Annotated in this window: 25 protein-coding genes, 1 pseudogene and 1 riboswitch; of the genes and pseudogenes, 9 read left to right on the forward strand and 17 right to left on the reverse strand. The window is 60.7% G+C overall.

The window, feature by feature from the left end; translation table 11 throughout:
- Window positions 1-63 precede the first annotated feature (63 nt).
- Entirely contained in the window at window positions 64-1,065 is a 1,002-nt protein-coding gene (gene ompAII, locus GWQ29_RS01810) for a porin OmpAII (protein WP_111587442.1), read from the forward strand.
- A gap of 209 nt (window positions 1,066-1,274) precedes the next feature.
- Window positions 1,275-2,333, forward strand: coding sequence for an OmpA family protein (locus GWQ29_RS01815; protein WP_275918634.1), 1,059 nt, complete (start codon window positions 1,275-1,277; stop codon window positions 2,331-2,333).
- Window positions 2,334-2,417: 84 nt separating this feature from the next.
- Here GWQ29_RS01815 and GWQ29_RS01820 read toward each other — a convergent pair whose 3' ends face one another.
- Window positions 2,418-4,112 carry an NAD-dependent malic enzyme gene (locus tag GWQ29_RS01820; RefSeq protein WP_058393415.1) on the reverse strand — a complete coding sequence of 565 codons (1,695 nt, stop codon included), beginning with the start codon at window positions 4,110-4,112 and terminating at the stop codon, window positions 2,418-2,420.
- A 68-nt stretch (window positions 4,113-4,180) separates the two neighbouring features.
- Complete coding sequence (locus GWQ29_RS01825) at window positions 4,181-5,038, reverse strand: AraC family transcriptional regulator (protein ID WP_275918635.1); 858 nt, start codon at window positions 5,036-5,038, stop codon at window positions 4,181-4,183.
- A 120-nt stretch (window positions 5,039-5,158) separates the two neighbouring features.
- Here GWQ29_RS01825 and GWQ29_RS01830 point away from each other — a divergent pair, with 120 nt between their 5' ends.
- Together GWQ29_RS01830 and GWQ29_RS01835 are read left to right on the forward strand one after the other, a co-directional pair.
- Complete coding sequence (locus GWQ29_RS01830; RefSeq protein WP_275918636.1) at window positions 5,159-6,538, forward strand: MATE family efflux transporter; 1,380 nt, start codon at window positions 5,159-5,161, stop codon at window positions 6,536-6,538.
- A 144-nt stretch (window positions 6,539-6,682) separates the two neighbouring features.
- Window positions 6,683-6,931 carry a YciN family protein gene (locus tag GWQ29_RS01835; protein WP_005316818.1) on the forward strand — a complete coding sequence of 83 codons (249 nt, stop codon included), beginning with the start codon at window positions 6,683-6,685 and terminating at the stop codon, window positions 6,929-6,931.
- Window positions 6,932-6,961: 30 nt separating this feature from the next.
- Here the strand turns inward: GWQ29_RS01835 and GWQ29_RS01840 are convergent, their stop codons facing one another.
- Entirely contained in the window at window positions 6,962-8,101 is a 1,140-nt protein-coding gene (locus GWQ29_RS01840; RefSeq protein ID WP_275908488.1) for a GGDEF domain-containing protein, read from the reverse strand.
- Between the two features lie 247 nt (window positions 8,102-8,348).
- Between GWQ29_RS01840 and GWQ29_RS01845 the strand changes: the two genes are divergently transcribed.
- Both GWQ29_RS01845 and GWQ29_RS01850 read left to right on the forward strand, forming a co-directional pair.
- Complete coding sequence (locus GWQ29_RS01845; RefSeq protein ID WP_275918637.1) at window positions 8,349-9,746, forward strand: nucleobase:cation symporter-2 family protein; 1,398 nt, start codon at window positions 8,349-8,351, stop codon at window positions 9,744-9,746.
- A gap of 129 nt (window positions 9,747-9,875) precedes the next feature.
- Window positions 9,876-10,577: a protein ligase gene (locus GWQ29_RS01850; protein ID WP_271774447.1), complete on the forward strand. Its 702-nt coding sequence runs from the start codon at window positions 9,876-9,878 to the stop codon at window positions 10,575-10,577.
- A gap of 191 nt (window positions 10,578-10,768) precedes the next feature.
- Here GWQ29_RS01850 and GWQ29_RS01855 read toward each other — a convergent pair whose 3' ends face one another.
- Window positions 10,769-12,139 (reverse strand): sodium:alanine symporter family protein, encoded by a 1,371-nt coding sequence (locus tag GWQ29_RS01855; RefSeq protein ID WP_271774446.1) that lies wholly within the window; start codon window positions 12,137-12,139, stop codon window positions 10,769-10,771.
- A 106-nt stretch (window positions 12,140-12,245) separates the two neighbouring features.
- A riboswitch (glycine riboswitch) is annotated at window positions 12,246-12,361 on the reverse strand.
- A gap of 507 nt (window positions 12,362-12,868) precedes the next feature.
- Between GWQ29_RS01855 and GWQ29_RS01860 the strand changes: the two genes are divergently transcribed.
- Complete coding sequence (locus tag GWQ29_RS01860) at window positions 12,869-14,020, forward strand: type III PLP-dependent enzyme (RefSeq protein WP_021138798.1); 1,152 nt, start codon at window positions 12,869-12,871, stop codon at window positions 14,018-14,020.
- A 113-nt stretch (window positions 14,021-14,133) separates the two neighbouring features.
- On the opposite strand, the gene GWQ29_RS01865 is transcribed toward GWQ29_RS01860, so the two are convergent.
- Both GWQ29_RS01865 and GWQ29_RS01870 read right to left on the reverse strand, forming a co-directional pair.
- The gene (locus GWQ29_RS01865; protein ID WP_275918638.1) at window positions 14,134-15,102 is read right to left on the reverse strand and encodes a calcium/sodium antiporter; all 969 of its coding nucleotides are present in this window, start codon (window positions 15,100-15,102) and stop codon (window positions 14,134-14,136) included.
- A gap of 126 nt (window positions 15,103-15,228) precedes the next feature.
- A complete protein-coding gene (locus GWQ29_RS01870) occupies window positions 15,229-15,702 on the reverse strand; it encodes a redoxin family protein (protein WP_275918639.1) in 474 nt (157 codons plus the stop codon).
- Window positions 15,703-15,827: 125 nt separating this feature from the next.
- On the opposite strand from GWQ29_RS01870, the gene GWQ29_RS01875 reads away from it, so the two are divergent.
- Entirely contained in the window at window positions 15,828-16,754 is a 927-nt protein-coding gene (locus tag GWQ29_RS01875; RefSeq protein WP_275918640.1) for a phenylacetate--CoA ligase, read from the forward strand.
- A gap of 78 nt (window positions 16,755-16,832) precedes the next feature.
- On the opposite strand, the gene yfcD is transcribed toward GWQ29_RS01875, so the two are convergent.
- The gene (gene yfcD / locus GWQ29_RS01880; RefSeq protein ID WP_131729722.1) at window positions 16,833-17,315 is read right to left on the reverse strand and encodes an NUDIX hydrolase YfcD; all 483 of its coding nucleotides are present in this window, start codon (window positions 17,313-17,315) and stop codon (window positions 16,833-16,835) included.
- A gap of 208 nt (window positions 17,316-17,523) precedes the next feature.
- On the opposite strand from yfcD, the gene GWQ29_RS01885 reads away from it, so the two are divergent.
- On the forward strand, window positions 17,524-17,739 hold the full coding sequence (locus tag GWQ29_RS01885) for a DUF1107 domain-containing protein (protein WP_021138793.1): 216 nt from the start codon (window positions 17,524-17,526) through the stop codon (window positions 17,737-17,739).
- 55 nt (window positions 17,740-17,794) lie between these two features.
- Here GWQ29_RS01885 and GWQ29_RS01890 read toward each other — a convergent pair whose 3' ends face one another.
- The 10 genes and pseudogenes from GWQ29_RS01890 to GWQ29_RS01935 form a co-directional block, all read right to left on the reverse strand.
- A complete protein-coding gene (locus tag GWQ29_RS01890) occupies window positions 17,795-18,109 on the reverse strand; it encodes a DUF2845 domain-containing protein (protein ID WP_265461504.1) in 315 nt (104 codons plus the stop codon).
- A complete protein-coding gene (locus tag GWQ29_RS01895; RefSeq protein ID WP_275918641.1) occupies window positions 18,106-19,119 on the reverse strand; it encodes an ABC transporter permease in 1,014 nt (337 codons plus the stop codon). The genes GWQ29_RS01890 and GWQ29_RS01895 overlap by 4 nt, the downstream gene beginning before the upstream one ends.
- Window positions 19,120-19,213: 94 nt before the next feature.
- Window positions 19,214-20,095, reverse strand: coding sequence for an ABC transporter ATP-binding protein (locus GWQ29_RS01900; RefSeq protein ID WP_275918642.1), 882 nt, complete (start codon window positions 20,093-20,095; stop codon window positions 19,214-19,216).
- Window positions 20,096-20,236: 141 nt separating this feature from the next.
- A complete protein-coding gene (locus GWQ29_RS01905) occupies window positions 20,237-20,848 on the reverse strand; it encodes an FKBP-type peptidyl-prolyl cis-trans isomerase (RefSeq protein ID WP_021138790.1) in 612 nt (203 codons plus the stop codon).
- 181 nt (window positions 20,849-21,029) lie between these two features.
- Window positions 21,030-21,137, reverse strand: a pseudogene (locus GWQ29_RS01910) (copper homeostasis protein CutC); the annotation flags it as partial.
- Window positions 21,138-21,178: 41 nt separating this feature from the next.
- Window positions 21,179-21,904 carry a copper homeostasis protein CutC gene (locus GWQ29_RS01915; RefSeq protein ID WP_159166884.1) on the reverse strand — a complete coding sequence of 242 codons (726 nt, stop codon included), beginning with the start codon at window positions 21,902-21,904 and terminating at the stop codon, window positions 21,179-21,181.
- A gap of 41 nt (window positions 21,905-21,945) precedes the next feature.
- Window positions 21,946-22,848 (reverse strand): ROK family protein, encoded by a 903-nt coding sequence (locus GWQ29_RS01920; protein WP_265461503.1) that lies wholly within the window; start codon window positions 22,846-22,848, stop codon window positions 21,946-21,948.
- A gap of 110 nt (window positions 22,849-22,958) precedes the next feature.
- Entirely contained in the window at window positions 22,959-23,465 is a 507-nt protein-coding gene (locus GWQ29_RS01925) for a GNAT family N-acetyltransferase (protein WP_275918643.1), read from the reverse strand.
- Window positions 23,453-24,259, reverse strand: a complete 807-nt coding sequence (locus tag GWQ29_RS01930; protein WP_265422654.1) for a M48 family metallopeptidase — start codon at window positions 24,257-24,259, stop codon at window positions 23,453-23,455. The genes GWQ29_RS01925 and GWQ29_RS01930 overlap by 13 nt, the downstream gene beginning before the upstream one ends.
- 168 nt (window positions 24,260-24,427) lie before the next feature.
- A complete protein-coding gene (locus tag GWQ29_RS01935) occupies window positions 24,428-25,402 on the reverse strand; it encodes a phosphate ABC transporter substrate-binding protein PstS family protein (protein WP_265461502.1) in 975 nt (324 codons plus the stop codon).
- Between the last annotated feature and the right edge of the window lie 150 nt (window positions 25,403-25,552).

A 25,552-nucleotide genomic window follows, 5' to 3' on the forward strand; every position in this document is an offset into this window, starting at 1 on the left:
GACCGGTATAACTGAAGAGTGCGCAGTACGCCCTAGCACGGCAAACTCAACGAGGATAAAACGATGAAAATGAAAATGGCACCCGCCCTGATTGCTCTGGCCATCGCGGCCATGGGAACTTCTACCGCTCAGGCAGCCGACGATTGGTACACAGGTATCGGTGCAGGTTGGGCTTATGGCCACGACCTGAACGACTTTGGCAAAGACGCCGACAAGGACGCCACTGCGCTCTCCCTGTTTGGTGGCTACAACTTCAATGATTACTACGCTGCCGAGCTGGGTTATCTCTATACCGGTAAAGCGGGCGTCGACGGTGTCGACTTCAAGACCCAGGGTGCCACCCTGTCCGGCCTTGCCCGTCTGCCCCTCAGCGACATCTTCTCCGTGTTTGCTGAAGGCGGTGCCTACTTCAACCACGTCAACGGCAATGGCAACAGCGACAACGGCACAGCGCCGCTGGCGGGTGTTGGTCTGACTGCCAAGCTTTCCGACCTCATCGACGTACAAGCCCGCTACCGCTACATGTGGAACCTGGGTGATGAGCAGAAGACCTGGGAAACCGACATGAGTGTGGCCACCCTGGAACTGGTGATGCACCCGAATCGCACCTCCTATGTGGCCCCTGTAGCTGCGCCTGCGCCCGAGCCGGTACCTGAGCCTGTCGTGGTCGACAAGAGCTTCTCCCTGAGCTCGGACGTGCTGTTTGCCTTTGGCAAATCCACTCTGAAGCCGGAAGGGGTTGCATCGCTGAACACCCTGTATCAGCAAATCGTCGACGTGCAGCCCAAAGATGGCAGCGCCGTGGTCGTCGGTTACACCGACCGCATCGGCTCTGACGGCTACAACCTGAAGCTGTCAGAAGCTCGTGCCCGCACTGTGGCGGACTTCCTGGTCGGCAAGGGTCTGCCAGCTGGCAAGGTATCCATCGATGGTCGTGGCAAGGCCGAGCCCGTCACCGGCACCCAGTGTGACGGCATCAAGGCCAAGGCTCAGCTGATCGCCTGCCTGGCCCCAGATCGTCGTGTTGAAGTGCGCGTCACCGGCATTCAGGAAGTGACTCAGTAACAAGCCCTCAAGGCATATGAAGGAGGCCGGACGGCCTCCTTTTTTATTGTGTTTTTACTACATTCAGCCCCATCCCGGCGTCATTTCGTGATCCTCTCCCCATCCTTGCCGTCCAACATGGTCAAACACCCTTTATCGCCTATAAATAGTGGTGGTTGTACATAACAGGGCAGGAGCCCTACGACACCATGCATCGACGAGGATACGCGATGAACATAAAACTGAAACCTGTTTGGATTGCTTTGGCACTGGCGAGCACGGGGGCGCTGGCGGCACCGGTCAACGACTGGTATGTCGGGGCTGGTGGAGGCTGGGCCATCGCCCACGATCTGGGTGATTTTGGCAAGGATGCGAGCAAGGACGCCACAGCGCTCACCTTGTTTGGCGGCTACAACTTCACCGAAAATCTGGGGGCGGAGCTCGGCTATCTGTCGACCGGTGACTGGGATGTCCAAGGCACCGACTTCAGCAGCCAAGGGGCCACCCTGTCTGTTATAGGCAGGCTGCCACTGGGTGACGTCTTCTCGGTGTTTGCCGAGGGCGGCGGTTACATTTACCACGTCAAATCCATCAACGGTGGTGATGACAACCTGGCTCCGCTGGCGGGCCTTGGGCTGACGGCCAAACTGCACGACTGGGTCGATATCCAGGCGCGCTACCGCTATCTGGTCCGGGTCGGTGATGACTCGGACAACGACAAGGTAGGCAGCGGCACCCAGCGCTGGGTGAGCAACATCAGCACCGCCACGCTGGAGCTGGTGATCCATCCCAATCGCAGCAAGACGGTCGCACCAGCTCCCGCCCCCGTCCTGGTTCTACCACCGCCTCCCACCGCCCCGGAACCTGTGGATCAGACCTTCAACCTGAGCTCGGATGTGCTGTTCGCGTTCGGCAAGGCAGAGCTGAAACCGGAAGGGATGCAGGCACTGGATGCACTCTACCAGCAGATAGTGGATGTTCAGCCCAAGGATGGCAGTGCCCTTGTGATGGGTTACACGGATCGCATCGGCTCGGATATCAACAATCTGGCGCTGTCGGAAGCCCGAGCAAGCACTGTGGCCAACTTCCTGATCGGCAAAGGTTTGCCCGCCGACAAGGTGAGCATTCAGGGCAATGGCGAGAGCAATCCGGTCACCGGCAGCCAGTGTAATGCCATCAAGGCCAGAGCGGCCCTCATCGATTGCCTTGGGCCGGATCGCCGGGTCGAAGTCAGGGTGACAGGGGTACAAGGTACTCCCGAAGCACCGGAGGCAGAAGCCGAGATGTAACAGGTCAGACTCGTCAGCCGTGCACAAAAAAGGGATGCCGAGGCATCCCTTTTACATTTTCGCTTGTTGCACGCAGCGAGAGGATCAGAAGGAGGTACGGCGATAGCGCCGGTACTCGGGTCGCCAGAAGTTCGCTTCGATGGCCTGATCGATCACCTCGTCCGGGGTCTGTACCGCCTTGCCCTGCAGCATGGCGGTCTTGGCTACCATCTTGGCGATGTAGCGGGAGACCTGATGGATGTCTGCCAGATCCGGCAGCAAGGAACCTTCAGCCCCCTTCACCAGCGGCGAGCACTCCGCCAGGGCGCGGCTGGCCGACATCAGCATGGCATCAGTCACCCGGGTGGCACCGGAGGCGATGACGCCAAGCCCTATCCCCGGGAATATAAAGGAGTTGTTGCACTGGGCGATGACGTAACGCTTACCCTTGTACTCCACGGGAGCAAACGGGCTGCCGGTGGCGACCAGCGCCTGACCGTCAGTCCAGCGAATGAGATCCGCCGGTGTCGCTTCCACCCGTGAGGTGGGGTTGGAGAGCGGGAATATGATGGGACGGGTGCAGTGCTTGTGCATCGTCTTGACCACCTCTTCGGTGAACAGGCCCGGCTGACCGGAAACCCCGATCAGGATATCCGGACGACCATGCTCCATCACCTCCAGCAGGGAGATATTGTCCCCCACCGGCCAGTCAGCGATGCGATCCACCGGCTGGGAGAGGCGGCGCTGGAAATCGAGCTGGTTGGGGATCTTGTCGGTGATGAGACCAAAACGATCCACCATGAAGACCCGGCCACGGGCCTGGGCATCCGTCAGCCCCTCGGCCTTCATCTGCGCCACTATCTGCTCGGCGATGCCGCAGCCAGCGCTGCCCGCACCGAGGAAGGCGACCCGCTTCTCGGAGAGCTTGGCACCGGAGGCCTTGCAGGCGGCGATCAGGCTGCCGAGCGTCACGGCGGCCGTGCCCTGAATATCGTCGTTGAAGCAGCAGAGCTCGTTCTTGTAGCGGTTGAGCAGCGGCATGGCGTTGTTCTGGGCGAAATCCTCGAATTGCAGCAGGATATCGGGCCAGCGACGCTTGACCGCCTGGATGAAGGCATCGACGAACTCGGCATACTCTTCCCCCGAGATGCGCGGATTGCGCCAGCCCATGTAGAAGGGGTCGCTGAGCAGCTGCTGGTTGTTGGTACCCACGTCCAGCACCACAGGCAAGCAGTAAGCAGGCGAGATGCCGCCACAGGCGGTGTAGAGCGACAGCTTGCCGATGGGAATGCCCATGCCGCCGATCCCCTGATCCCCCAGACCCAGGATCCGCTCGCCGTCGGTGACCACTATCACCTTGACGTTCTGCTTGGTGGCGTTTTGCAGCATGTCATCGATCCTGTCCTTGTCCGGATAGGAGATGAAGAGACCGCGGGCGCGGCGATAGATGTTGGAGAACTCCTCGCACGCCTTGCCCACGGTCGGGGTGTAGATGACGGGCAGCATCTCGGTCAGGTGGTTGTGCAACAGACGGTAAAAGAGCGTCTCGTTGGTGTCCTGGATATTGCGCAGATAGATGTGCTTGTCCAGATCGTTGCCAAACGCCATGAACTGGCGGTAGGCACGCTCGGCTTGCTCTTCGATGGTCTCGATATTCTGGGGCAGCAGCCCTTCCAGATTGAAGCTGCTGCGCTCCTCGCTGGTGAAGGCGCTGCCCTTGTTGAGCAGCGGTGTCTCCAGCAGGGCGGGACCGGCATAGGGGATGTAGAGGGGACGTTTCTGATTATTATCTTCAAACATGTTTCTGGTACCTAAACGATGGCCTGGACGAAGGAACCTGCCGATCCTATGAGCTTGCGCCACGAATTTCAAAGAGTTTGCACATTCGTTGCAAAAGGTTTGCGACCCAGGCGGCGAAAGGCACCGGGGGTCTGACCAGTCAGCTGGCGAAAGCGGTTCGCAAAGTTGGCGCCATCGCTGTAACCGACCCGGCTGGCAAGCTCGGCAAGGGGCCAGTTGGTGTAGAGCAGCAACTGGCGCGCCTTGTTCATTCGCAATCGGGTAAGCCAGGCCATGGGCCCCATGCCGAACACCTGCTGGCAGAGGCGATGTAGATGGGGCACAGAGCAGGCCATCTGGCCAGCGAGCAAGGCCACGCTCCAGGGCTCGTCAAGGCGCGCCTCCACCCGGCGAAACAGCGCCTGCAACCTCAGCTCGGGGGTGCCGCGTACTTCCCCTTGCAGAGTGCGTTCCAGCAGCGCCAACAACAGGCTGAGCAACTGGGGTTGCAGGGGTGAACGGACTCCCTCCCCCTGCATCAGGCTGAGCAGATGGTAGAGCTGATCGCCGCCATCCCCTTGCCAGATACGGTGACCAAGCCGATGCAGGTGCTGCCAGCGCGGCACGTCATCGAGCAAAATCCAGCTGATCTGCCAGCGCTCCCCAATCAGCTTGAGGCCACCGGGCACGGCGGCGGGCAGGAAAATCAGCGACCCGGCCGGAATGGCTTGCTCCCCCGCGTCGGTGAGCAGGGCGCCTCCCTCGTCGTGGCTCACCATCAGGATGTGGAACTCGGGCCGGTTGCGGCGAATGAGGTAGTGATCCCTGAGCCGGGAGAGACCGCTGAGGAAGATCCCCGCCTCACCGAGCAGGGGCAGCCCTTCGCGCCCCAACATCCGCTCCTCGCAACCGGGGGCAATTTCCAGACACTCGCTGACAAATGCCATAACGCCTCAACAAGATAGTTTTGCACAAAAAAACCGAGAGATGCTCACAGTGAACCATCTCTCACCAGCCCCTATCATAACCATGACAAACCTTGCTTTTCACATACCCGGCTAACATAAATGAATTATTGGCAAGCGATTTTAAAACAAACCACTGATCGCGACTTCATGGCCCGACTGTGGCGACTGGCCCTGCCAGTGTCACTGCAGTCCATGATGTTCTCCCTGCTGGGTCTCATCGACATCATGATGGTGAGCCAGCTTGGCACCACGGCAGTGGCGGCGGTCGGCTTGGGTAACCGGGTCTTCTTCTTCAATCTGCTGGTGATAGCGGGGCTCTCGGGGGGAGTCTCTGTATTGGCAGCCCAATATTACGGTCGCGGCGAGCTGGCCGGGGTGCGCCGCTCCCTGGCGCTGGCGCTGGTCGGTGCCCTGCTGGTGAGCCTGCCGTTTGCGCTCATCTATGTACTCGCGCCGGGCAGCGTACTGGGCTTTGCCAGCCAGGACACCGAGCTGCGCCTGCTGGCCGATGAGTTCCTGATGATCACTGGCGCCACCATACTCTGCACCGCCATCGTAGTGCCGCTGGAGGCAGCCCTGCGATCCGTGGGCAACGCGGCGGCGCCGACCCGTATCGGCATCATCGCCATCATTGCCAACGTCATCCTCAACTATGCCCTCATCTTCGGCCATTTTGGCTTCGAGGCCATGGGCGTGGCAGGCTCTGCCTGGGGCACCACGATTTCCCGCCTGCTGCAGACAGCACTGCTGCTCTTCTATCTGGTGCGCCAGGAGCCCCGCCTGATCCCGCGTAAAATCGACTGGCGGGCCGCCTTTCGGCGCAAGGAGGTGGTGCGTTTCACCCTGATCGCCCTGCCACTGCTGTTTCACGACGGGCTCTGGGCCTTAGGCATGCTGATCTACGGCTTTCTTTACGCTCATCTTGGCACGGATTCGCTCGCCATCATGACCACGCTGGGGACGCTGGAGAGCATCCTCATCTCCCTCTTCTTCGGGCTGGCGGTGGCCTGCTCCACCCTGCTCGGCCACCGTCTCGGGGCGGAAGAGTACGAAGCCGCCTGGCAGCACTCCCAGCTGTTCCTGCTGCTGGCTCCCATAGGCGCTCTGTTGGTGGGGATAGCTGTCTGGCTGCTGCAAACCAATCTGCTGCAATGGGTCGGCAACCTGCCGGGCTCCCTGATGGGAGAAGCGAGTCAGGTGCTCGCCGTCATGTGTCTGGGCATGCTGCTCAAGGTGTTCAACATGGTGGGCATCATAGGCGTGCTGCGTTCAGGCGGCGATGTGAACTACAGCATCTTCATCGACATCATCGCCATGTGGTGCATAGGCCTGCCGCTGGCCTGGGTGGCTGTCAGCCTGCTCGGCTGGCCCCTCTCCTGGGTGGTGGCCGTGGTGCTGCTGGAGGAGCTGTGCAAGGTGTTGCTGGTACTGCGCAGGATCCGCCAGCGTCACTGGCTCAGAAATCTGGTGCTGGGGTAAAGCGGGAAGGGGCAAAACACGGGGTCATATCAATGACAGAAAAACCCTGTTTGCAGTATGCTTTCCACCTCTTCAATCAGAGACAGGGCGCCACTGTGTGAAGTGGTGCAATGCCCTGTCCAGTAGTCGTTTAAGGAGACGAGCATGCAACCACAAAAAGAGCTGATCACCGAGACTGCCCTGCTGGAGATGGCCAACGGCATCATCAAGAGCCACGAAGACTTCATCCACGGCATGCGCGCCGATTCGGTGGAACAGAAAGGGGATATTCTGGTGTTCAAGGGGGAATTTTTCCTGGCCGAAGATGGCACTCCAACCGGCAAGACAATGGCGGTGTTCAACATGTTCAAGCTGCTTGCCCAGCAGCTCTCTGGCAAATATCAGCTGAGCTGAGATAACCAGGCTGCCAGCAAGATGCCGCCCTCAGGCGGCATCTGTCTTTGCGGGCGGGTTCAGACCAGGCTCACCCGCCAGCTCCCCGACCACGCAGTTGCGCCCCGCCATCTTGGCCATGTAGAGGCATTCGTCAGCCCGATTGAGCAGATCTTCAACGCTCTCGCCGCGCTGGGCCAGGGTCAGACCGATACTCACTGTTACCTCCAGCAGCTCATCCGAGGTGGGGCTCTTCACCAGTCGCGCCTCTACTGCCACCCGCAGCCGCTCCGCCACCCGCTTCGCCTGGGCCAGCTCGCCGCAACGGGGCAACAGGATGGCAAACTCCTCGCCACCATAGCGGCCCAGCACCATGCCGGGCTCCAGCTGTTCTGCCAGGGTCGCCGCAACCTCTTTCAGCACCGCATCCCCCGCCAGATGACCAAAGGTGTCATTGATGCGCTTGAACCTGTCCAGATCCAGCAGCATGACGGCGAAGGGGGAGTGCTTGTGATCCATGGTCACCCTGGCTTGGTCGAGCTGCTTCATCAGCAGGCGGCGGTTCATCATGCCGGTCAGTTCGTCCGTGGTGGACTCCCGGTAGAGCTGCAGCAGCATGTTGAGCTGACCACACTGCACCCAGGCGCTGGTCATGGCAAACAACCCCAGCAACCAGACCTGATTGAGGGTCTGCATGCTCCACAGCGGCTGCCCCACCAGCAGCCAGTTCCCCACCAGCGTGGTCACCATAATGCCCCCTGTCAGCTGCAAACTGAGGGAGAGCGGAATGGGGAAGATGGCAAACAGGCTGATGAGCAGATAGGGAAAGGCCATGTAGCCCGCTTGCAGCTCCTGATCCGCGCCAAAGCTGTGCAGGCAGATAAGGGCAAACAGCAGCATCACCGTCATCAGATAGCCCAGCGCCCACTTCATGCGCTCGCGCTGGAAATGGATGAGATAGGAGAAAGGAATGAGCGGAGAGAGGGCCAGCAGGCAGAAAATCCGGGCCTGAAGGAGCGCATCAAACTGGGCGGCAGGCAGGGTCAACCAGTCCACCAATGCCCAGGCGGGCAGCCCCACCATCAGTAAACAAGTGAGCAGACGCAGACGCACCGTCATAAAACCCATGCGGGTCAGGGTAAAATCTTCGGAGTGGGCACGGGCACTCCAGAACTCCGACAGCTTCAGCATCCAGAGCCTCCAAGTCACGAGAGAGGGCTCATTCTACGCCGTGAAAGTACAAAATCCTATGTAACAGACGCCATTTCAGGGCGAGCACCGTCACACAAACCGGCGGATCATAAACGCCATGCGCAAACGTTTCAACCCATGGAAAAATAAACCGGTTTCAGCCCGAATTAGCGCTGGTCAGTCTGATTTCAATCACTAAAATAGCGCCCAATTTTCTCCCCCCTCCCCCCACACATTCGAGGTATTTATGGAACAGGCTGCCGCCGCGCGCGCAACCCAAGAGGCCCATCCCCCCAGACGTGCCCATAGCGAACTGGTCTACGGCATAGACGATGTCCCGCCCCTGCCCCAGACCCTGTTCGCCGCCCTGCAGCATATGCTCGCCATGTTTGTCGCCATCATTACCCCGCCCCTCATCATCGCCAATGCCCTCGGCCTCCCTGCCGCCGACACCCGTTATATCGTCTCCATGTCGCTGGTCATGTCCGGCATCGCCTCCTTCATCCAGACCCACCGCTTCGGCCCCATCGGTTCCGGCCTGCTCTCGGTACAGGGCACCAGTTTCAACTTCCTCGGCCCCATCATCGCCAGTGGCCTAGCCCTCAAACAGGCAGCCATGCCCACCGAGGATCTGCTGGGTACCCTGTTTGGCACCATGCTGGTGGCCGCCCTCACCATGGTGGTGATGAGCCGCTTCCTCCATCTGGTCAAGCGGGTGATCACCCCGCTGGTGACCGGCATAGTGGTGCTGCTGATCGGTCTGACCCTGATCAAGGTGGGGCTCATCAGCATGGGAGGCGGTTATGCCGCCCTCTCTGACGGCAGCTTCGCCAGCCACAGCAACCTCTTCCTCTCCCTGCTGGTGCTGGGTCTTATCGTGCTGCTGCAGCGCAGCCGCAACCCCTGGCTGCGCCTCTCCGCCATCATGATCGCCATGCTGGTGGGCTATGCGGCAGCACTGATGCTGGGCAAGGTCACGGCCCCCACCTTCGACGGTCCCCTGGTGATGGTGCCCATCCCCCTGCACTACGGCCTCGGCTTTGACTGGCAACTGTTTGTGCCGCTGGCCATCATCTTCGTGGTAACGGCGCTTGAAGCCATCGGCGACATGACGGCCACCTCGGACATTTCGGGTGAGCCTGTCAGTGGCCCTGTCTATCTGGAACGTATCAAGGGCGGGGTACTGGCCGATGGCTGCAACTCCATGCTGGCTGCCCTGTTTGCTACCTTTCCCATGTCTACCTTCAGCCAGAACAACGGTGTCATCCAGCTGACCGGGGTGGCCAGTCGCCATGTCGGCCTCTTTATCGCCGCCATGCTGGCCCTGCTCGGCCTATTCCCGGCTGTCGCCAGTCTGGTGCAGCAGATCCCGGAACCCGTGCTGGGCGGTGCCACCATCGTCATGTTCGGCACCATAGCCGCCGCCGGGGTGCGCATCATCTCCCGTGAGGAGCTGGACAGGCGCGCCCTCATGATACTGGCGGTGTCGCTGGCCATGGGACTGGGGGTCGCGCAGGTGCCTGAAGTGCTGCAACATCTACCTGAGCTGGCCAAAAGCGTGCTCTCATATGGCGTTGCCACCGGTGGCCTCACCGCCATCATCATGAACCTGCTGCTACCCAAACGCGGCATGGCTCACCCATGAGTGGCCTTTCGCTGATAACGCTGTACATTGCCTAACCCAGGTAGATGATCCAGGCCCCGCACTGCGGGGCTTTACCTTGCCGGTTCCCGCAGGTAGTGTGCTGGGCAGCCTTTTTCCAAGGATGCCGTCATGCCCTATGCCCTGCTCCCTCCTCAAGCTGATGCCCACACTCCCGACCTGATACTGGCGCAAGAGCAACGCTGGCTGCGCGACTGTGCCCGTGACGGCCAAGCCCGAGCCCACCTCTGGCAGGCCCCCCAATGCCTGATTGTCACCCGCAAGGACACGCGACTCCCCCGCTATCAGGCCGCCTGCGAACAGCTCGCCGGCGAAGGCTGGCCAGTCCATGTGCGCGACAGCGGTGGCACCGCCGTGCCCCACGGCGCAGGCATTCTCAACCTGTCACTGTTGCTGCCCCGCACCACCACGGATCTTGGCCACTACTACCGGCTGCTGGGCGCCCCCCTGCTGACCCTGCTGGCCGACCATGGCCTGAGTGGCGGCTACGACTTCGTGCCCGGTTCCTTTTGCGATGGCCAGTACAATCTGGTGATCGGGGGTCGCAAGATAACCGGCACAGCCCAGCGCTGGCTGGCACCGGGTCAGGATCACGGCGGCGCCGTGCTGGCGCAAGCCATGCTGCTGGTGGCAGGAGATGTGGATGAGGGCACCCGGATGGCGAGCCGTTTCTACGAGCTGGCGGGCGGGGAGCTGCGTTTTATGGCCGGCACTTCGACGACCCTGGCTCGCTGCATTGCATGGCAGGGGAGCGATGAGGCGTTGGTGGAGAAGGTGCGAGGACGGCTGGAGACCCTGCTGACCGAGCAATAGGCATCTCACTCACCAAGGCTGAGAACGACTAGGGCACCAAAAACAAAGCCACGACCCGGGTCGTGGCTTTGGCTTTTTCGGTACAGATGAAATCAGGCCGTCTGCGGCTCTGGCTAGGCTTCGTTGTCCTGGTCCCGGCTGAAGCAATGGACACGGGACTCGGCGATCAAGCCATTGTGCCCCACAGAAAGTCAGGCCGTCTGCGGCTCGGACTCCGTATCGCTGTCGCGGCCAAAGTAGGCGCGGGTTTCGGCGATCACCACGTGGCGCAGGCCGATGAGGCCGATGAGGTTGGGCACCGCCATCAGGCCGTTGACGATGTCGGCCAGCAGCCAAATCATGTCCAGATGGAGGAAGGCGCCGCTCGCCACCAGCACCAGATAGATGAGGCGATAGGGCTTGATCGCCTTGACCCCGAACAGATACTCGGTGCAGCGCTCGCCGTAGTAATTCCAGCCGAGGATGGTGGTAAAGGCGAAGAACAGCAGGCCAATGCTCACCAGATACTGGCCGATGTGGGCATCCAATCCTTGCGCAAAGGCGGCACTGGTCATGGCGGCGCCGCTGAGATCGCCGCCCCACACCCCTGTCACTACCAGGGTCAGACCTGTCATGGTGCAGATGATGATGGTGTCGATGAAAGTCCCCGTCATGGAGACCAGCCCCTGCTCCACGCAGGAGTTGGTCTTGGCCGCCGCCGCCGCTATGGGGGCCGAGCCCAGGCCTGATTCATTGGAGAAGACCCCCCGCGCCACACCGGACTGGATCGCCAGCATGATGCTGGCGCCGACAAAGCCGCCGGTGGCCGCATGGCCGGTAAAGGCGCTGCTTATCACCAGACCAATCGCCTCGGGCAGGGCCCCGGCGTTGTTCACCAGCACACCGAGGCAGGCGACGATGTAAAAGATCGCCATGAAGGGTACCACCTTGCTCGACACGCTGGAGATGGACTTGATCCCTCCCAGTGTCACCAGCGCCACTGTCAGGGTCAGTACAACGGCGGTCGCTTCACGGGGCACCGAGAAGGAGAGACTCATGGCGTCGGAGATGGCGTTGACCTGGGGGAAAGTACCGATACCGAAGAAGGCGACGCCAATACCGAACAGGGCAAACAGCTTGGCCAGCGGCTTGGAACCGAGCCCCTTTTCCAGGTAGTACATGGGGCCACCGGCCATCTGGCCGTTGGCATCCTGCTCGCGGTATTTGACCGCCAGCAGACACTCGGCGTACTTGGTGGCCATGCCGAACAGGGCCGCCATCCACATCCAGAACAGGGCCCCCGGGCCGCCGAGCTTGATGGCGGTAGCAACGCCGACTATGTTGCCTGTGCCAATGGTGGCGGAGAGTGCGGTACAGAGAGCGCCGAAGCTGGAGACGTCCCCCTGCTTGCCCTGGCCCTGATCGCGACCAAAGACCAGCCGCAAGGCGAGCGGCAAACGCACCACCTGAAGCAGACCCAGACGCAGAGTGAGATAGACACCGGTCCCGACCAGCAGGATCAGCAGGGGCGGACCCCAGATAAAATTATCGATGGCGGTTAACGCCGATTGAATTGATGACATGCATCCTCCTTAAAAAACAAAAATTAAGGAGGAGAAGGATGATCTTCCCAAATAGTCGCGATCACCAGAGGGTGATCGGATGCGGGCCAAGCCCAGGTACAACCATCCCATCCCCTCTGTCCTTTTGCCTGAGAGTTTCCGGCGCCAGCCTGCGCTTTCGTGCAGTCATGGTGCCTTGCTCCTTCGGCGCCCGATTCAACGGGTCTCTCCAGAGTATCGTCCAGTAGCAGTCCACACCGGTTGCCCGGTACCTGAAAGATTCACTTCTTCGGTGGATGGTCCCCCATCGCTCTCCTGCTACCTTCATCCGAACTAGTTTGGATTAGGAAGCGGGCATGTTAATCCAAAAAATGTGAGCTGTCTCGCACCCGGCCATCCTGGCCCCGGCTTTTTTTCCGTTCAGTCCATCTCCGGGATAAATGTTACTTGTTCGTTAACTATCAATAGCTTAACGCGCACTATGCTGGATCAATCTGATCAACATCATTGACCGGCTCGCGTATCAAGATGATCTTTCGTCTCGACCAGAAAAACTTGCCGACATATCCAATCAAAATGCTTGCACAGAAACGCAATAAGCCGATAATCCCGCGCATAACTAAGCACTTTGCGATGGAGTTATGCACAGTGTTTGGTTGGTCCCTCCGGACCACTCGCCTGAGCCGGCCGCTGCCGTCTCAACAAACCAAGGCTAGGGCAAATCTGCCCCCTAAGGACTTTCAAAAGAGAATGAACGAGACCCTGATCGCACAAGATTACCGTCAACTGGTTGAACAATTCGGCTCTCCCCTGCTGCTGCTCGACAAGGAAGCCGTTCGCAAACAGTATCGGGCCCTGGTTGCCGCCCTGCCCGATGTGCGATTGCACTATGCACTCAAGCCATTGCCCCATGAGGCTGTGGTCTCTGTATTGAAGGAAGAGGGGGCCTGTTTCGATCTCGCCACCAATGGCGAAGTGGATCTGGTGCGCAGCCAGGGGGTTCGCCCGGGACGCTGTATTCATACCCACCCCATCAAGCGCGACAGCGATATCCGCTATGCGCTGGAGTACGGCTGCACAGTGTTTGTCTATGACAATCCGCTGGAGCTGGAGAAGTTCATTCCCTACAAGGACGAAGTGAAGCTGCTGCTGCGGGTCAGCTTCCCGAACCCCGAGACCAAGGTCGACCTTTCCAAAAAGTTCGGCTGCACCCCGGAGCAGGCGCTGCCGCTGCTGCAACTGGCCCACGCCAAGGGGATCAAGGTGATGGGACTGTCGTTCCACGTCGGCTCCCAGGTGCCCCACGCCCGTCGCCATGTGCAGGCCATCGACGCCTGCCGCGAGATCATGGAGCAGGCCTGGGATCTGGGGCTCAAACCCTGGGTGCTGGATATCGGCGGAGGTTTCCCGGTGGATTATGATGGCGGCGAGTTCGACATCGACGGCTTCTGCGCCCCGATCCGCGAGGCGCTTGCCAAGCTCCCCGCCACAGTGCAGAAGATTGCCGAGCCGGGCCGCTTCATCAGTGCGCCAGCCATGACTTCAATCTCCAGCGTGATGGGCAAGGCCCACCGCGGCGACAAGATCTGGTACTACCTGGATGACGGCCTCTACGGCAGCTACAACGGTCAGCTCTATGATCACGTCACCTATCCGGTCTCGACCCCCTATGCCCGTGGCGAGCAGCACAACTCTGTGCTCTCCGGCCCGACCTGTGACAGCGTGGACGTGATCCGCGAGGGGATCATGCTGCCGGATCTGGCGATCGGCGAACTGGTGGTGGGCCGGGTCATGGGTGCCTACACCTGGGCGTCGGCCTCGACCTTCAACTTCTTCCCCAAGGCGAGCATCCTGATCCTGGACAGCGCCCTGCAAGGTCAGAAGCTGGTGGCAGCTGCCTGAGCCTGCACCAGAGGAAAACAACGGAAGCGGGTGCTTGTTGAGCCTGCACCTGTCAAAAACAAGAGGGGGAAGCCGATGCTTCCCCCTCTCTCATTTCGCTTTATCCAGACTGGCTAGATAAATTGGCTGGTCAGCAACCAGCCGGTGTAAGCCACAAAGATGGCGAGCAGTATGCCCCCTTCCAACCGGTTGATCCGCCCCTGTCCCTTGCGACCCAGGCACATCACCAGCAGCAGCAGGGTCAGCCCCATCATGATGCTCCAGTCGCGGGAGAGCACTTCCGGCGCCACGTCGAGCGGGTGGATACCCGCCGCAATCCCCACCACCGCCAGGGTATTGAACAGGTTGGAGCCGAGCACGTTGCCAAGGGCCAGGTCGTGCTCCTTCTTCTTGATGGCCATCAAGGAGGAGGCCAGCTCGGGCAAGGAGGTACCTATGGCGACTATGGTCAAACCAATCACCAGATCGCTGATGCCAAAAGCCTGGGCTATGGTGACGGCGCCCCACACCAGCAAACGGGAAGCCCCTACCAGCAGCACCAGTCCGACAATGAGCCAGAAGATGGCTTTCTTCAGCGGCATAGCCTCACTGTCGATATCTTCATTGACTTCGGCGTCAAGGGCGTCACCTTTACCGGTGATCCCGGCCCAGATGGACCAGCCCATCAGCACCACAAACACCAGCCCCAGGATCAAGGCATCGGTGCGCCCCAGATGGCCGTCAATCAGCAGGGCACCGGAGAGCAGGGTAATGCCGAGCAGGATCGGGATCTCCTTGCGCACCACCTGGGAAGAGACGGCGATGGGGCTGATGAGGGCGGTAAGCCCCAGGATCAAGGCGATATTGGTGATGTTGGAGCCATAGGCATTGCCCAAGGCCAGACCCGGATTACCCTGCATGGAGGCCAAGGCCGAGACCACCATTTCAGGGGCCGAAGTACCAAAACCTATGATCACCATACCGATAAGCAACGGCGGCATGCCGGCATAACGGGCGGTCGCGGCAGCGCCGTCCACAAACTTGTCTGCACTCCAGACCAGCAGCGCCAGTCCGGCAATCAGGGCAACAACAGCCAGAGTCATAATTTCTCTATCTCATCAGATGAAAAAACAGGAGCCAGGTTTTGAACCTGACTCCCTTCCAAGTTGGGCACAGTGTAACGGTCCGACTTGCCTTTTCAAGGGGAAATCAAACGTCGACTGATGATTTCAAAGTGCAGCCAGCAGACTGGAGGCATCGGAGACCTCGAACTTGCCGGGCGCCTCAACAAACAGGCGGGTGACCACACCATTCACGGCGATCAGGGCAAAGCGCTGGGCCCGCAAGCCACCGAAGGCGCCAGTCTCCTTGGCAAGGCCCAAGGCTTGCGTCCAGCTGCCGTCTCCGTCCGCCAGCATGGTGATGGCGTCGGCGTTCTGGGCCACCTGCCACGCCTTCATCACAAAGGCATCGTTCACCGACAGGCAATAGATGGCATCCACCCCTTTGGCCTTGAACTGGTCGGCCACTACCACGTAACCGGGCAGGTGGGCATTGGAACAGGTGGGGGTAAAAGCGCCGGGCACCGCAAACAGTATCACCGTCTTGCCGGCAAACAGGGCCTGGCTATCCTGCACCTGCTTGCCCTCGGCGGTGATAAAGGTAAATTCGCCCGCAGGCAGGGTCTGGCCAATGGCAATCATGATATCTCGTCCGTGATGAAGATAAGGAACCACAGTCTACCCCAGCCAGTGAGCCGGCAACACACCCCCATCTGCATCGCCATTTGAACTAACCTTGAGCAGGATCAGCCGACCAAGGAGGCCTCATGCAGCACTATTACGACGGACTGGAAATTCGCCCCTCCCCCTTGCGAGAGCAACAACAACTGGAGCAGCTCAATCACCTGCTCACCCATGTCGGCCAGTATTGCGCCGGTTACTCCAGCGCCTATCGCCAGCGCCGTTTGCAGGCGTTGGGCGAGCTGGCCACACTGCCCCTGCTCGATGCCGCCGACCTGTTTGCCGCCCAGCAGGCCCATCCGCCCTTCGCCGGCCTCACGGGTCGGCCGGCCAGTCAGGCGCTGCGGGTCTTCGCTTGTCCGGGCCAGCTGGCCATTCCCGAATATGCGGGCGCGGACTGGTGGGGCGCGGCACGGGCCCTGTTTGCCGCCGGTTTCAAGGCGGGGGAAGTGCTGCTCAACGGCCACGATTACCATATCAGCCCCACCGCCTTCATCTTCGACAACGGCGCTCGCCAGCTGGGGGCCCCCGTGGTGCCTTGTGGCCCCCACGATACCCGCCGTCAATTGGAGGCCCTGCAGCGCTACGAGCCGACAGGCTTTGTCGGGCCACTGGCGGCGCTGCTGGATCTGCTGGAAGCGGCGGAGCTGGCCGGGATCCCGAGCGACAGCCTGCGCTCCGCCCTTTTGTGCGAAACCTCCCACCCCGACACGGCGCCACTGCAGGCGGTCCACGGTATCCGGGCGCTCAACTGCCTGGTGTTGCAGGATCTGGGAGTGCTCGCCTACGAGAGTCAGCTCGGTCAGGGCTTTATCGTCAACGAAAGCTGCATCGTCGAGATCATCGACCTCGCCACCTCGGAGCCAGTCATCGGCGATGCGGTCGGCCAGCTGGTGGTGACCCGGCTCGACCTGGAATATCCCCTGTTGCGGCTGGTCACCGAATGGCAGGGTCACTGGCTGGCGGGGGCCAGTCCGTGCGGGCGCACCAATCGGCGCCTCAGGCTGGTGTAACCAATGCAAAAAATGCAAACGGGCAGCCATCAGGCTGCCCGTCTTGTATTTGGCGAGGAGAATATCTGAAGAAGAGGTTTACCGCCTCGCCTGCCAGGTGGCGATGGCAAGCAGGGAATCCGGGGTAAACTCGGTGGCACGGGCGGCGATCTCGGCCTGGCTCATCCAGTGCACCTCGCTCACCTCCTCGGCCTGCAACTGCAGCGGGCCCTGATAACGGCAACTGTAGAGACCGCCCCAGACCCGGTAGCCCTCCCCCTCGGCATAGAAGGTACCAAACCCCTGCAGGGGCACATCTTCGATGCCCAGCTCTTCGGCCAGCTCGCGGCGGGCAGAGGGCTCCATCTGTTCGCCCGTGGTCACCACGCCGCCGGCGCAGGCATCCAGCATGCCGGGGCAGAAATCCTTGCTGAGGGTGCGCCGCTGCACCAGGATCCGATCCGTCTGGTCGAGCACCAGAATATAACTGGCGCGATGGCACAGGTTCTCCCGCCGCACCCTGGCCCGTTCGGCCACCCCGATCACCCTGTTATCCGCATCAACCACATCCACCCATTCCACGCGCAGGCCCTTTCGCTCATGTCGTTCAATTGCCCGCAGTATATCGGGGCAAGGAGGGGTCAGGGCAGCACTTTTTCACCTCATGGGTACAGACACGCTCCCCGGATACCCGCCGTCACACGGATTCATACAAACCTTTATTAAATGTCACATTAGTGTCACCCATGGACGGCATAGTGTGCCCTGTCCAAGCAACAGGTGTTTTGTGATGAAGGTGTTCAAGAACTTGTCTCCCCGCCAGATTGCCCGCTACATCAAGAGCTTCCATCGCGGCAGCTTCATGGTGGAGGCGCTGGGGCGATTCGAATTCAGCGGCGGAGAGATCAATCTGCAGAGCCTGACCTGCCGTCAGACCCTGAGTCTGGCCCGGCAGATCAATCTGGAGGTTCGCGGCCTGCGTCACACCAGCCTGCTGTTGGGGTAACTTCCATAGTCCTTTCTGTTTGTAGTCTGCTTCCATACTGGTTTTTGCCCGCCGGCTAGTCGCCGCGCGGGCCATTTTCTATGTCGGTGACCACACCGTTGCGCACGGTGACGAAGCGCATGAAGGCATTCTTGCCAAAGTTGTAGGTCCAGCGCTCACCGTATGTGACCTGCACCAGATTGCCAAACTGGTTCACCTCGTTGCGGGTCAAGGTTTCACGCAGCATGGGCTCGCCACACTTGAGCAGCATCTCGGCGGTGCTGTCCCCCTCTGTGATGAGGGCGTTCTTGCAACGCATGGCATCGGCACTGGCCGGTATGCTCAGCAACAGCAGGGCCAGGGCGACTCCCAGATCCAGAGGTCGTTTCATTGGCTATTCCATTTAAACAGGGCACTGCCCAGGGTGAGACAAGAGAGGGTAAACAGCACAACCCAGCCCAGCGGTGCGGCCACCTCGGCCCAGCCAGCTCCCTCAAGCATGACGGCACGGGCCGCAGTGATGATCTGGCTGAGCGGTAGCCAGGCCGCCAGCTGTTGCAGCCAGACCGGCGCCCCTTCCAGCGAGAACCAGACCCCGGAGAGAAACATCATGGGCATGCTGATGACGTTGAGCAGGCCGCTTGCCAGCTCTTCGTTCTGAATGCGGGCGGCGATGAGCAGACCCAGTGACGCCATGGCGGCCCCGCCCACCAGGGCGATAAGAAGCAGCAACCAGCCTGAGCCGAGCAGGGGCACACCAAGCAGGCCGTAGGCCACCAGAAACACCAGCAGGCTCACCACCAGGGTAATCAGGATCCGCGACAACAACTGGGCGCAGAGAAACTCGGCGGCGGAGAGCGGCGTTGCCCTCAATCGCTTGAGCACACCGTTCTTGCGGTAACGGACTATGACGAAGCCGACCCCGAACAGGCCGGAAAACATCAGGTTCATGCCGATCACCCCGGGCAACAGCCAGTCACCATAACGGATCGCCTGACCGCTCAGAGTCTCTTTCACCAGTGGCTGAAAAATCGCCTGGCGCAGCAGGTATTCGGCCAGCGCCCCCTGGGCGGCATCCGGGTTGACCCAATAGCGACCCGAACCAGGCGAGAGCAGCAGATCCAGCTGATGGTGGCGTACCTTGAGTCGCCCCTTTTGCTCATCGTCATAGGGAATGAGTTTGAGCAGCGGAATGGCGTTCAGGGGCGCATAGGCTGCAGGCAAGTCCCCCACTACCCCTATCTGCACCAGCGGCTTGGGCGGGCCGGAGAAGATGAGGGAGAAACCTATCACCAGCAACAGCGGAAAGGCCAGATTCCACACCAGGGCCGCCCTGTCCCGCACAAACTCCAGATTGCGGGCATAAAAAAGCGCACCGATCCGTTTTATGGCGCCTTTCATGCTCCGCTCCTTGTGCACCAAGCTGACGAGCGGCGCGACCACCGCAAGTCTCGCGTATGGAGGTGGGTGCCAACACGGTATCTTGTCATGCTGCTCATGCGCCACTCCTCAGGCTATGGCCGGTCAGGTGCAAAAAGAGATCCTCCAGATTGGGAGAGCGTACCTGCATGCCGGTCAGCGGGACGCCAAGGCTGAGCAACTGCGGCAGCAGGAGTGCCACGTCGGGACAGGTCAGCTCAACCTGATCGCCGTGGGGCAGGAGCGGATAGCCCAGGCTGGCGAGGGCCGGGTGATCCGGCAATCGCACCAGCACACCGTCAAAATGCTGGGCCAGCAAGGCCGTGGGGGTATCCAGGCTGAGCAAGTGGCCGTGATCGACGATGGCGATGAGATCGCACAACTGTTGCGCCTCATCCATGTAGTGGGTAGTGAGCACCACCGTCTTACCCTGGGCCTTGATCGCTTCGATGCGCTGCCAGAAGTGGTGGCGTGCCTGGGGATCCAGCCCGGTAGTGGGTTCATCCAGAAACAGCAACTCGGGGTCACCGAGCAGAGCGAGCGCCAGCAGCAGGCGCTGACGCTGACCGCCGGAGAGCTTGCGGCTGTCACGGTCGATGAATTCGCCCAGGGCGCACAGCTCGATGAGCTGCGCCTGGGGCAAAGGATGGGGGTAGAGGCTGGCAAACAGGCGCAGGGTATCGCGCACAGTCAGAAAATCCTGCAGCGCAGTGTGCTGGAACTGGATGCCGATGCGGGAGCGGTAATCGGGGCCGCGGGGGGCGCCATGGAACAGGATCTGGCCGCTATCCGGGGTGAGGACTCCCTCCAGCAACTCTATGGTGGTGGTCTTGCCCGCCCCGTTCGGGCCGAGCAGACCGAAACAGCAACCGGCTGGAATGGCAAAGCTGAGCCCGTCCACCGCCTTGACGCCGGGAAAGTGCTTGATGAGATCGACGACTTCGATGATGACTGCCATGACTTGTCTCCCAGGAGAAGCCCTGACTATATCCAAATCTTTTGCAAAGGCACATTGTCTATCGACAAGGGCCCGCCAGGCAGAGGTGCATCAAAAAGAAACGGCGACTTGTAAGTCGCCGTTTGCATCAAGCCAGCCGGATCACAGAATGTCCAGCAGCTCCACTTCGAATACCAGGGCAGAGTAGGGCGGGATGGAACCGGCACCACGAGCACCATAGGCCAGATCCTGCGGAATATAGAGCTTCCACTTGGAGCCAACCGGCATCAGTTGCAGGGCTTCAACCCAACCGGCGATGACGCCAGTCACCGGGAATTCAGCCGGCTCGCCACGGGCGACCGAGCTGTCAAACACGCCACCGTGGGTGAAGGTACCGTGGTAGTGCACGCGCACGGACTGACCGGCCACCGGCACGGCGCCATCGCCTTCTACCATGACTTCATATTGCAGACCCGAGTCGGTCACCTTGACGTCGGCACGCTTGGCGTTGTCAGCCAGGAAGGCTTCGCCATCGGCGGCGGCCGCCTTGGCAACGGCTTCCTGCTCTTCCTGCATGCGTGCAGTGATAACCTGGAAGGCATCATTGATATCGTCACGGCTGACCGCGAACTCCAGACCATTCAGGGCATCTGCCAGACCTTGTTGCAGGGCCGGGATATCCAGACCGGCGAACGCTTGCTGCGCCAGTTGCTCGCCCATGTTGCGGCCGATGCCATAGCTGGCCTTCTGTTCGATAGAGTCGTATTGGGACATTGAGATGTTGCTCCAGATCCAAGTAATAAAGAGGCGGAATAATATCAGACTTTTTGGCCAGGTGCTGCCGCCGGTCGCCCTGATTTCCCCGCCCGTGGGAGCGAGTTCACACCAGTCAGGTACGAACGCCGCCCATCGGCGGCGATCTTGTCAGGCACAATGGCGCTGTGAGCCTTTGGACTCAAACCTCACTTGCTGTGACATCAGCGCGATCCAGCAGGGCTCGAACTGCGGCTACCTTGGCGCCGTCGGTGATATTGACCCGGCCGTCGTCCGAGGTGCCCATGTTGGCGTCACAGAGAGAGGCACCATGCCGCCGCGCGGCCCGTATCAGGCCTTGTCCAGCAGAGCCCGCACCGCAGCCACCTTGGCGCCGTCGGTGATATTGACCCGGCCGTCATCAGAGGTACCCATGTTGACGCCATGGGGCACCATACCGCCGCGCCAGCCCATGCCGGACATGTGCACCTCGTTCACCCCGGTAAATTCGATGATGGTGCGCACATTGTCGGCATTGATACCGGCACCTGGCATCAGGGTGGCTCGGCCTGCCAGTGCCTGTTGCATGGCCTGCAAGGTCTCGAGCCCCGCCAGTGCGGTCGGTGCATGGCCTGACGTGAGGATCCGCTCACAACCGGCCGCTATGATGACCTCCAGATCGGCACGCCAGTCGGAGCAGAGATCGATGGCGCGATGGAAGGTGACGCCAAGGGGACCGGCTGCCGCGACCAGTTGCCTGAGCTGGGCAGCAGGCACCCGCCCCTCTTCATCCAGCAGCCCCACCACCACACCTTGCAACCCGGCGGCGCGGGCGGCGGCGATATCCTGCAGCATCATCTCGAACTCCCCTTCGCTGAAGCAGAAATCCCCGGCACGGGGGCGGATCATGGCATAGACAGGGACGCTGGCGTGGCGGGCGGCCAGCTGCATGAAACCATAGGAGGGGGTCAAACCACCCAGCCCCAGCGCAGAGCAGAGCTCGATGCGATCCGCGCCGGCTTGCTGGGCGGTGAACAGGGATTCCAGGTTGTCGATACAAATTTCAAGACGGGTCATGATGACTCCTTTATTGGAGAGATCAGACAGCACATCTGATCTCATAAATTGAGCAGGGCCGCACCCCGCACCCCACCGGCACCGCCGAAGCGGGCCTGGTGGATCGCGGGCAGAGCGACACCGGGCAGCAGGTGGCCGGGCAGACGCAGCGGCAACTGTTGGTACAGGGCGGGCAGACCACTCAAGCCGCCCCCCAGCACGACCACCTCGGGATCAACCACAGAGATGGCGGTAGCGAGTCCGGCAGCCATAATCTCGAGCCAGCAGTCGACCGTGGCCACCGCATCAGGCTCATGAGCCTCGAAGCGTTCCACTATCTGGTGGCCGCTGGCACGCTGACCGTGAAAATGGTGGTAGAGCCGCTCCAGCCCGCTGCCGGACGCATAGGTTTCAAAACAGACCAGGCGACCACAGCCGCAACGGGGACGAGGCAGGTCGGGATACTTCATCAGCATGGTCGCAGGCAAGGGGTAGTGACCTATCTCCCCCGCCAGCCAGTTACGGCCCTGAATGAGTTTGCCAGCCAGATAGAAGGCACCACCTATGCCTGTGCCTATGGTGACCCCCAGCGCACTCTCGGCCCCTGCCGCCGCGCCCTGGTGCACCTCCGACCAGAGAAAGCAGTTGGCATCGTTGTCCACCTTGACCATACGACCCAAACGCTCGGCCAGATCGGCGCCCAGATGGCGACCATTGATGGAGGGCAGGTTCGCCGCCACTATGCTGTGATCGTGCCGATTGAGGATACCGGGAAAGCCGATGCCCACGGCGCCTCTTGCACTGAAGCGGGCGTCAGCCTCGAGTACCCGCTGGCAGATCAGCTGCTGCAGCCCCTCGTAATCATTGCCGGGAGTGCTCATGCGCTCCTCATGACAGAGATTCAAGCCGCCGTCATACACAGCGAACGCTATCTTGGTGCCACCGATATCAAAGCCGTAATACATGCTCACACTCCCTTGTCGGCGAGTTGCCTCACCTCAGCCTGTCCAGAGGGGCACATTGTATTAATTCGCAAAAAAAATAAAGTGACCGAGGGCGAAAAACGGGAGCCGGATCAAAGCAAACGGAACATTTGCCGTTGCAGGCAAGCCTGGCCAAGGCTCATCAGGGTGCGCTCCTGGCCGTCGAAAGCGAAACCGCGACGCAGGTAAAACCCCTCGCCAACCCGATTGCCATCGAGCAGCCACAATCTGACGCCTTCACAACCGGCGCGCCGCATCTGCATGGCCACCGCCTGCCACAGCCGCTTGCCATAACCCAGGCGCCAATGATCGGGGTGGAGGTAAAACGCCCGGATCCAGGCGGTGGGATATTCACCCTCTTGCGCCAGCTGCCAGTAGAGCAGGCCGATGACCACCTCATCCAGACAGAGCAGCATGGGTCTTGGGCCCGGCTCGGCGAGCCGACGGCGCCAGATTTGCAGATGCTCGGTCACCGCCAGCTGGGCCAGCATGTCGTTGCCAAGCACCTCACCGTAGGCAGCGAGCCAGCTGGCTCGCTGCATCACCGTCATGGCGGGAGCATCATCAAGCCGTGCCATGCGCAGGCTTATGCCTTGCATTGGGGTACCAGACCGGAGGCGCGCGCCTGCTCATAGAGCGGCCGGGCCTCGGCCTGCTGGGCCTGCAACTCGGCGATCCGGTTTTCGTTGCTGGGGTGGGTGGAGAGCAGCTGCGGCGGCGCCTTGCCACCGGCGGCGGCGCTCATGTTCTGCCACAGGTGAACGGCTTCAGCAGGATTGAAACCGGCACGGGCCATCAAGTCCAGGCCCAGCCTGTCCGCTTCGCTCTCCTGCTCGCGGCCATAGGGCAGCATGACGCCCACCTCGACCCCGAGCCCCAGCGCCGTCATGGTGGCACCGCGATATTCGCTGCTGCCCATGGCGATATCCGCCGCCGCCAGACCAAGACCGGTCAGCTGGCTGCGGGAGAGTCGCTCGTTGGAGTGCTGGGCCAGCACGTGGGTCAGCTCGTGACCGATGACGGTGGCGAGCTGATCCTGATTCTTGGCGACCTTGAGCAGGCCGCTATAGACCCCTATCTTGCCACCGGGAAGGGCGAAGGCGTTGACCTGCTTGGAGTCAAACACCACCACTTCCCAACTGGTGATGCCATAACTGGCGGGCACCTGGGCGGTGACCGCCTTGGCAACACAGGAGACATAGGCATTGAGCTTGGCATCCTTGCTCACCTTCTCCTGCTTTTTCATCTGTTCGAAGGAGTCGGCACCCAGCTTGCTCATCTGTTGGGGCGAAAACAGCAGCATCTGGCTACGACCGGTAGGAGACTGGGCACAGCTGGCCAGCAGGGTAGAGCAGAGCGCCGCCAGGCCGAGCTTGAACAGGGGAGATGTCATGGAGGTGTCCTTCACCATAAAGATGCCCTATTTTCGGAAATGCAGGCGTCCGGCGCAAGTCGACAAATCGCCAGGTTCGGCGAAAGCGGTCACATGGCGTCCCTCCAGTCTTGCTCAAAAAGAAAACGGGCCCCGCTGGGGCCCGTCTTTGAGAGGAAGAAAACCGGCTTACATAATGCCCAGTTTCTTCAGGTCGGCTTCGACCACTTTGGCCGGGACAGGTACGTAACCATCTTTGGCGACTATGCTTTGACCCGCCTTGGAGAGCATCATCTTCACGAACTCCTGCTCCATCGGGGCCAGCGGCTTGTTCGGGTGCTTGTTCACGTAAACGTACAGGAAGCGGGACAGCGGATACTTGCCGGTGATGGCATTATCAGCGCTCGCTTCGATGAAGGTCTTGCCATCTTTGGACAGCGGCACGGCGCGTACACCCGAGGTGACATAACCGATACCTGAGTAGCCAATGCTGTTGAGGGAAGCAGAAACGGACTGCACCACGGAAGCGGAACCAGGCTGCTCGTTCACGCTGCTCTTGAAGTCGCCATCACACAGGGCGTGCTCCTTGAAGTAACCGTAAGTACCGGAGACTGAGTTGCGACCGAACAGTTGCAGATCCTTGGACGACCAGTTGCCATCCAGACCCAGATCAGACCACTTGGTGGCAGCCTTGGCTTCGCCGCACTTGAGGGTGCTGGAGAAGACAGAGTCCACTTGCTGCATGGTCAGCCCCTTGATGGGGTTGTCCTTGTTGACGAACACGGCCAGGGCATCGACCGCGACGCGGATGGCGGTTGGCTTGTAGCCATAACGCTTTTCGAAGGCCTCTTCTTCACCTGACTTCATGGCGCGGCTCATGGGGCCGAACTGGGCAACACCCTCGGTCAGCGCGGTCGGCGCGGTTGAGGAACCGGCAGCCTGGATCTGCACGTTGACATTGGGATAAACCCGCTTAAATTCTTCGGCCCACAAGGTCATCATGTTGGCCAGGGTGTCAGAGCCGACAGAGGACAGGTTGCCCGAGATGCCGCTGGTCGGAGTGTAATCCGGCAGATTTTTATCCACACCGGCAGCCAGGGCGCTGACAGAAAACAGGGTTGCTGCGGTAAATCCGATTACACCAGCCAGTTTGTTGAGTTTCATCCAATCTCTCCAAAGTTACAGAAGGTCCGTTCTTAAGACGGCGCCAGTATCTGACCTGGCAGTGACAAATTTATGGATTTAATGTGACACTTTAATGACATGGCAAGGCTTTTGACCAAATGAAGAGAGGGCAGCGTCTGCTGCCCTCTC

The organism is Aeromonas sp. 2HA2, from assembly GCF_029237345.1.
In the GTDB taxonomy this organism is placed as follows: domain Bacteria; phylum Pseudomonadota; class Gammaproteobacteria; order Enterobacterales; family Aeromonadaceae; genus Aeromonas; species Aeromonas salmonicida.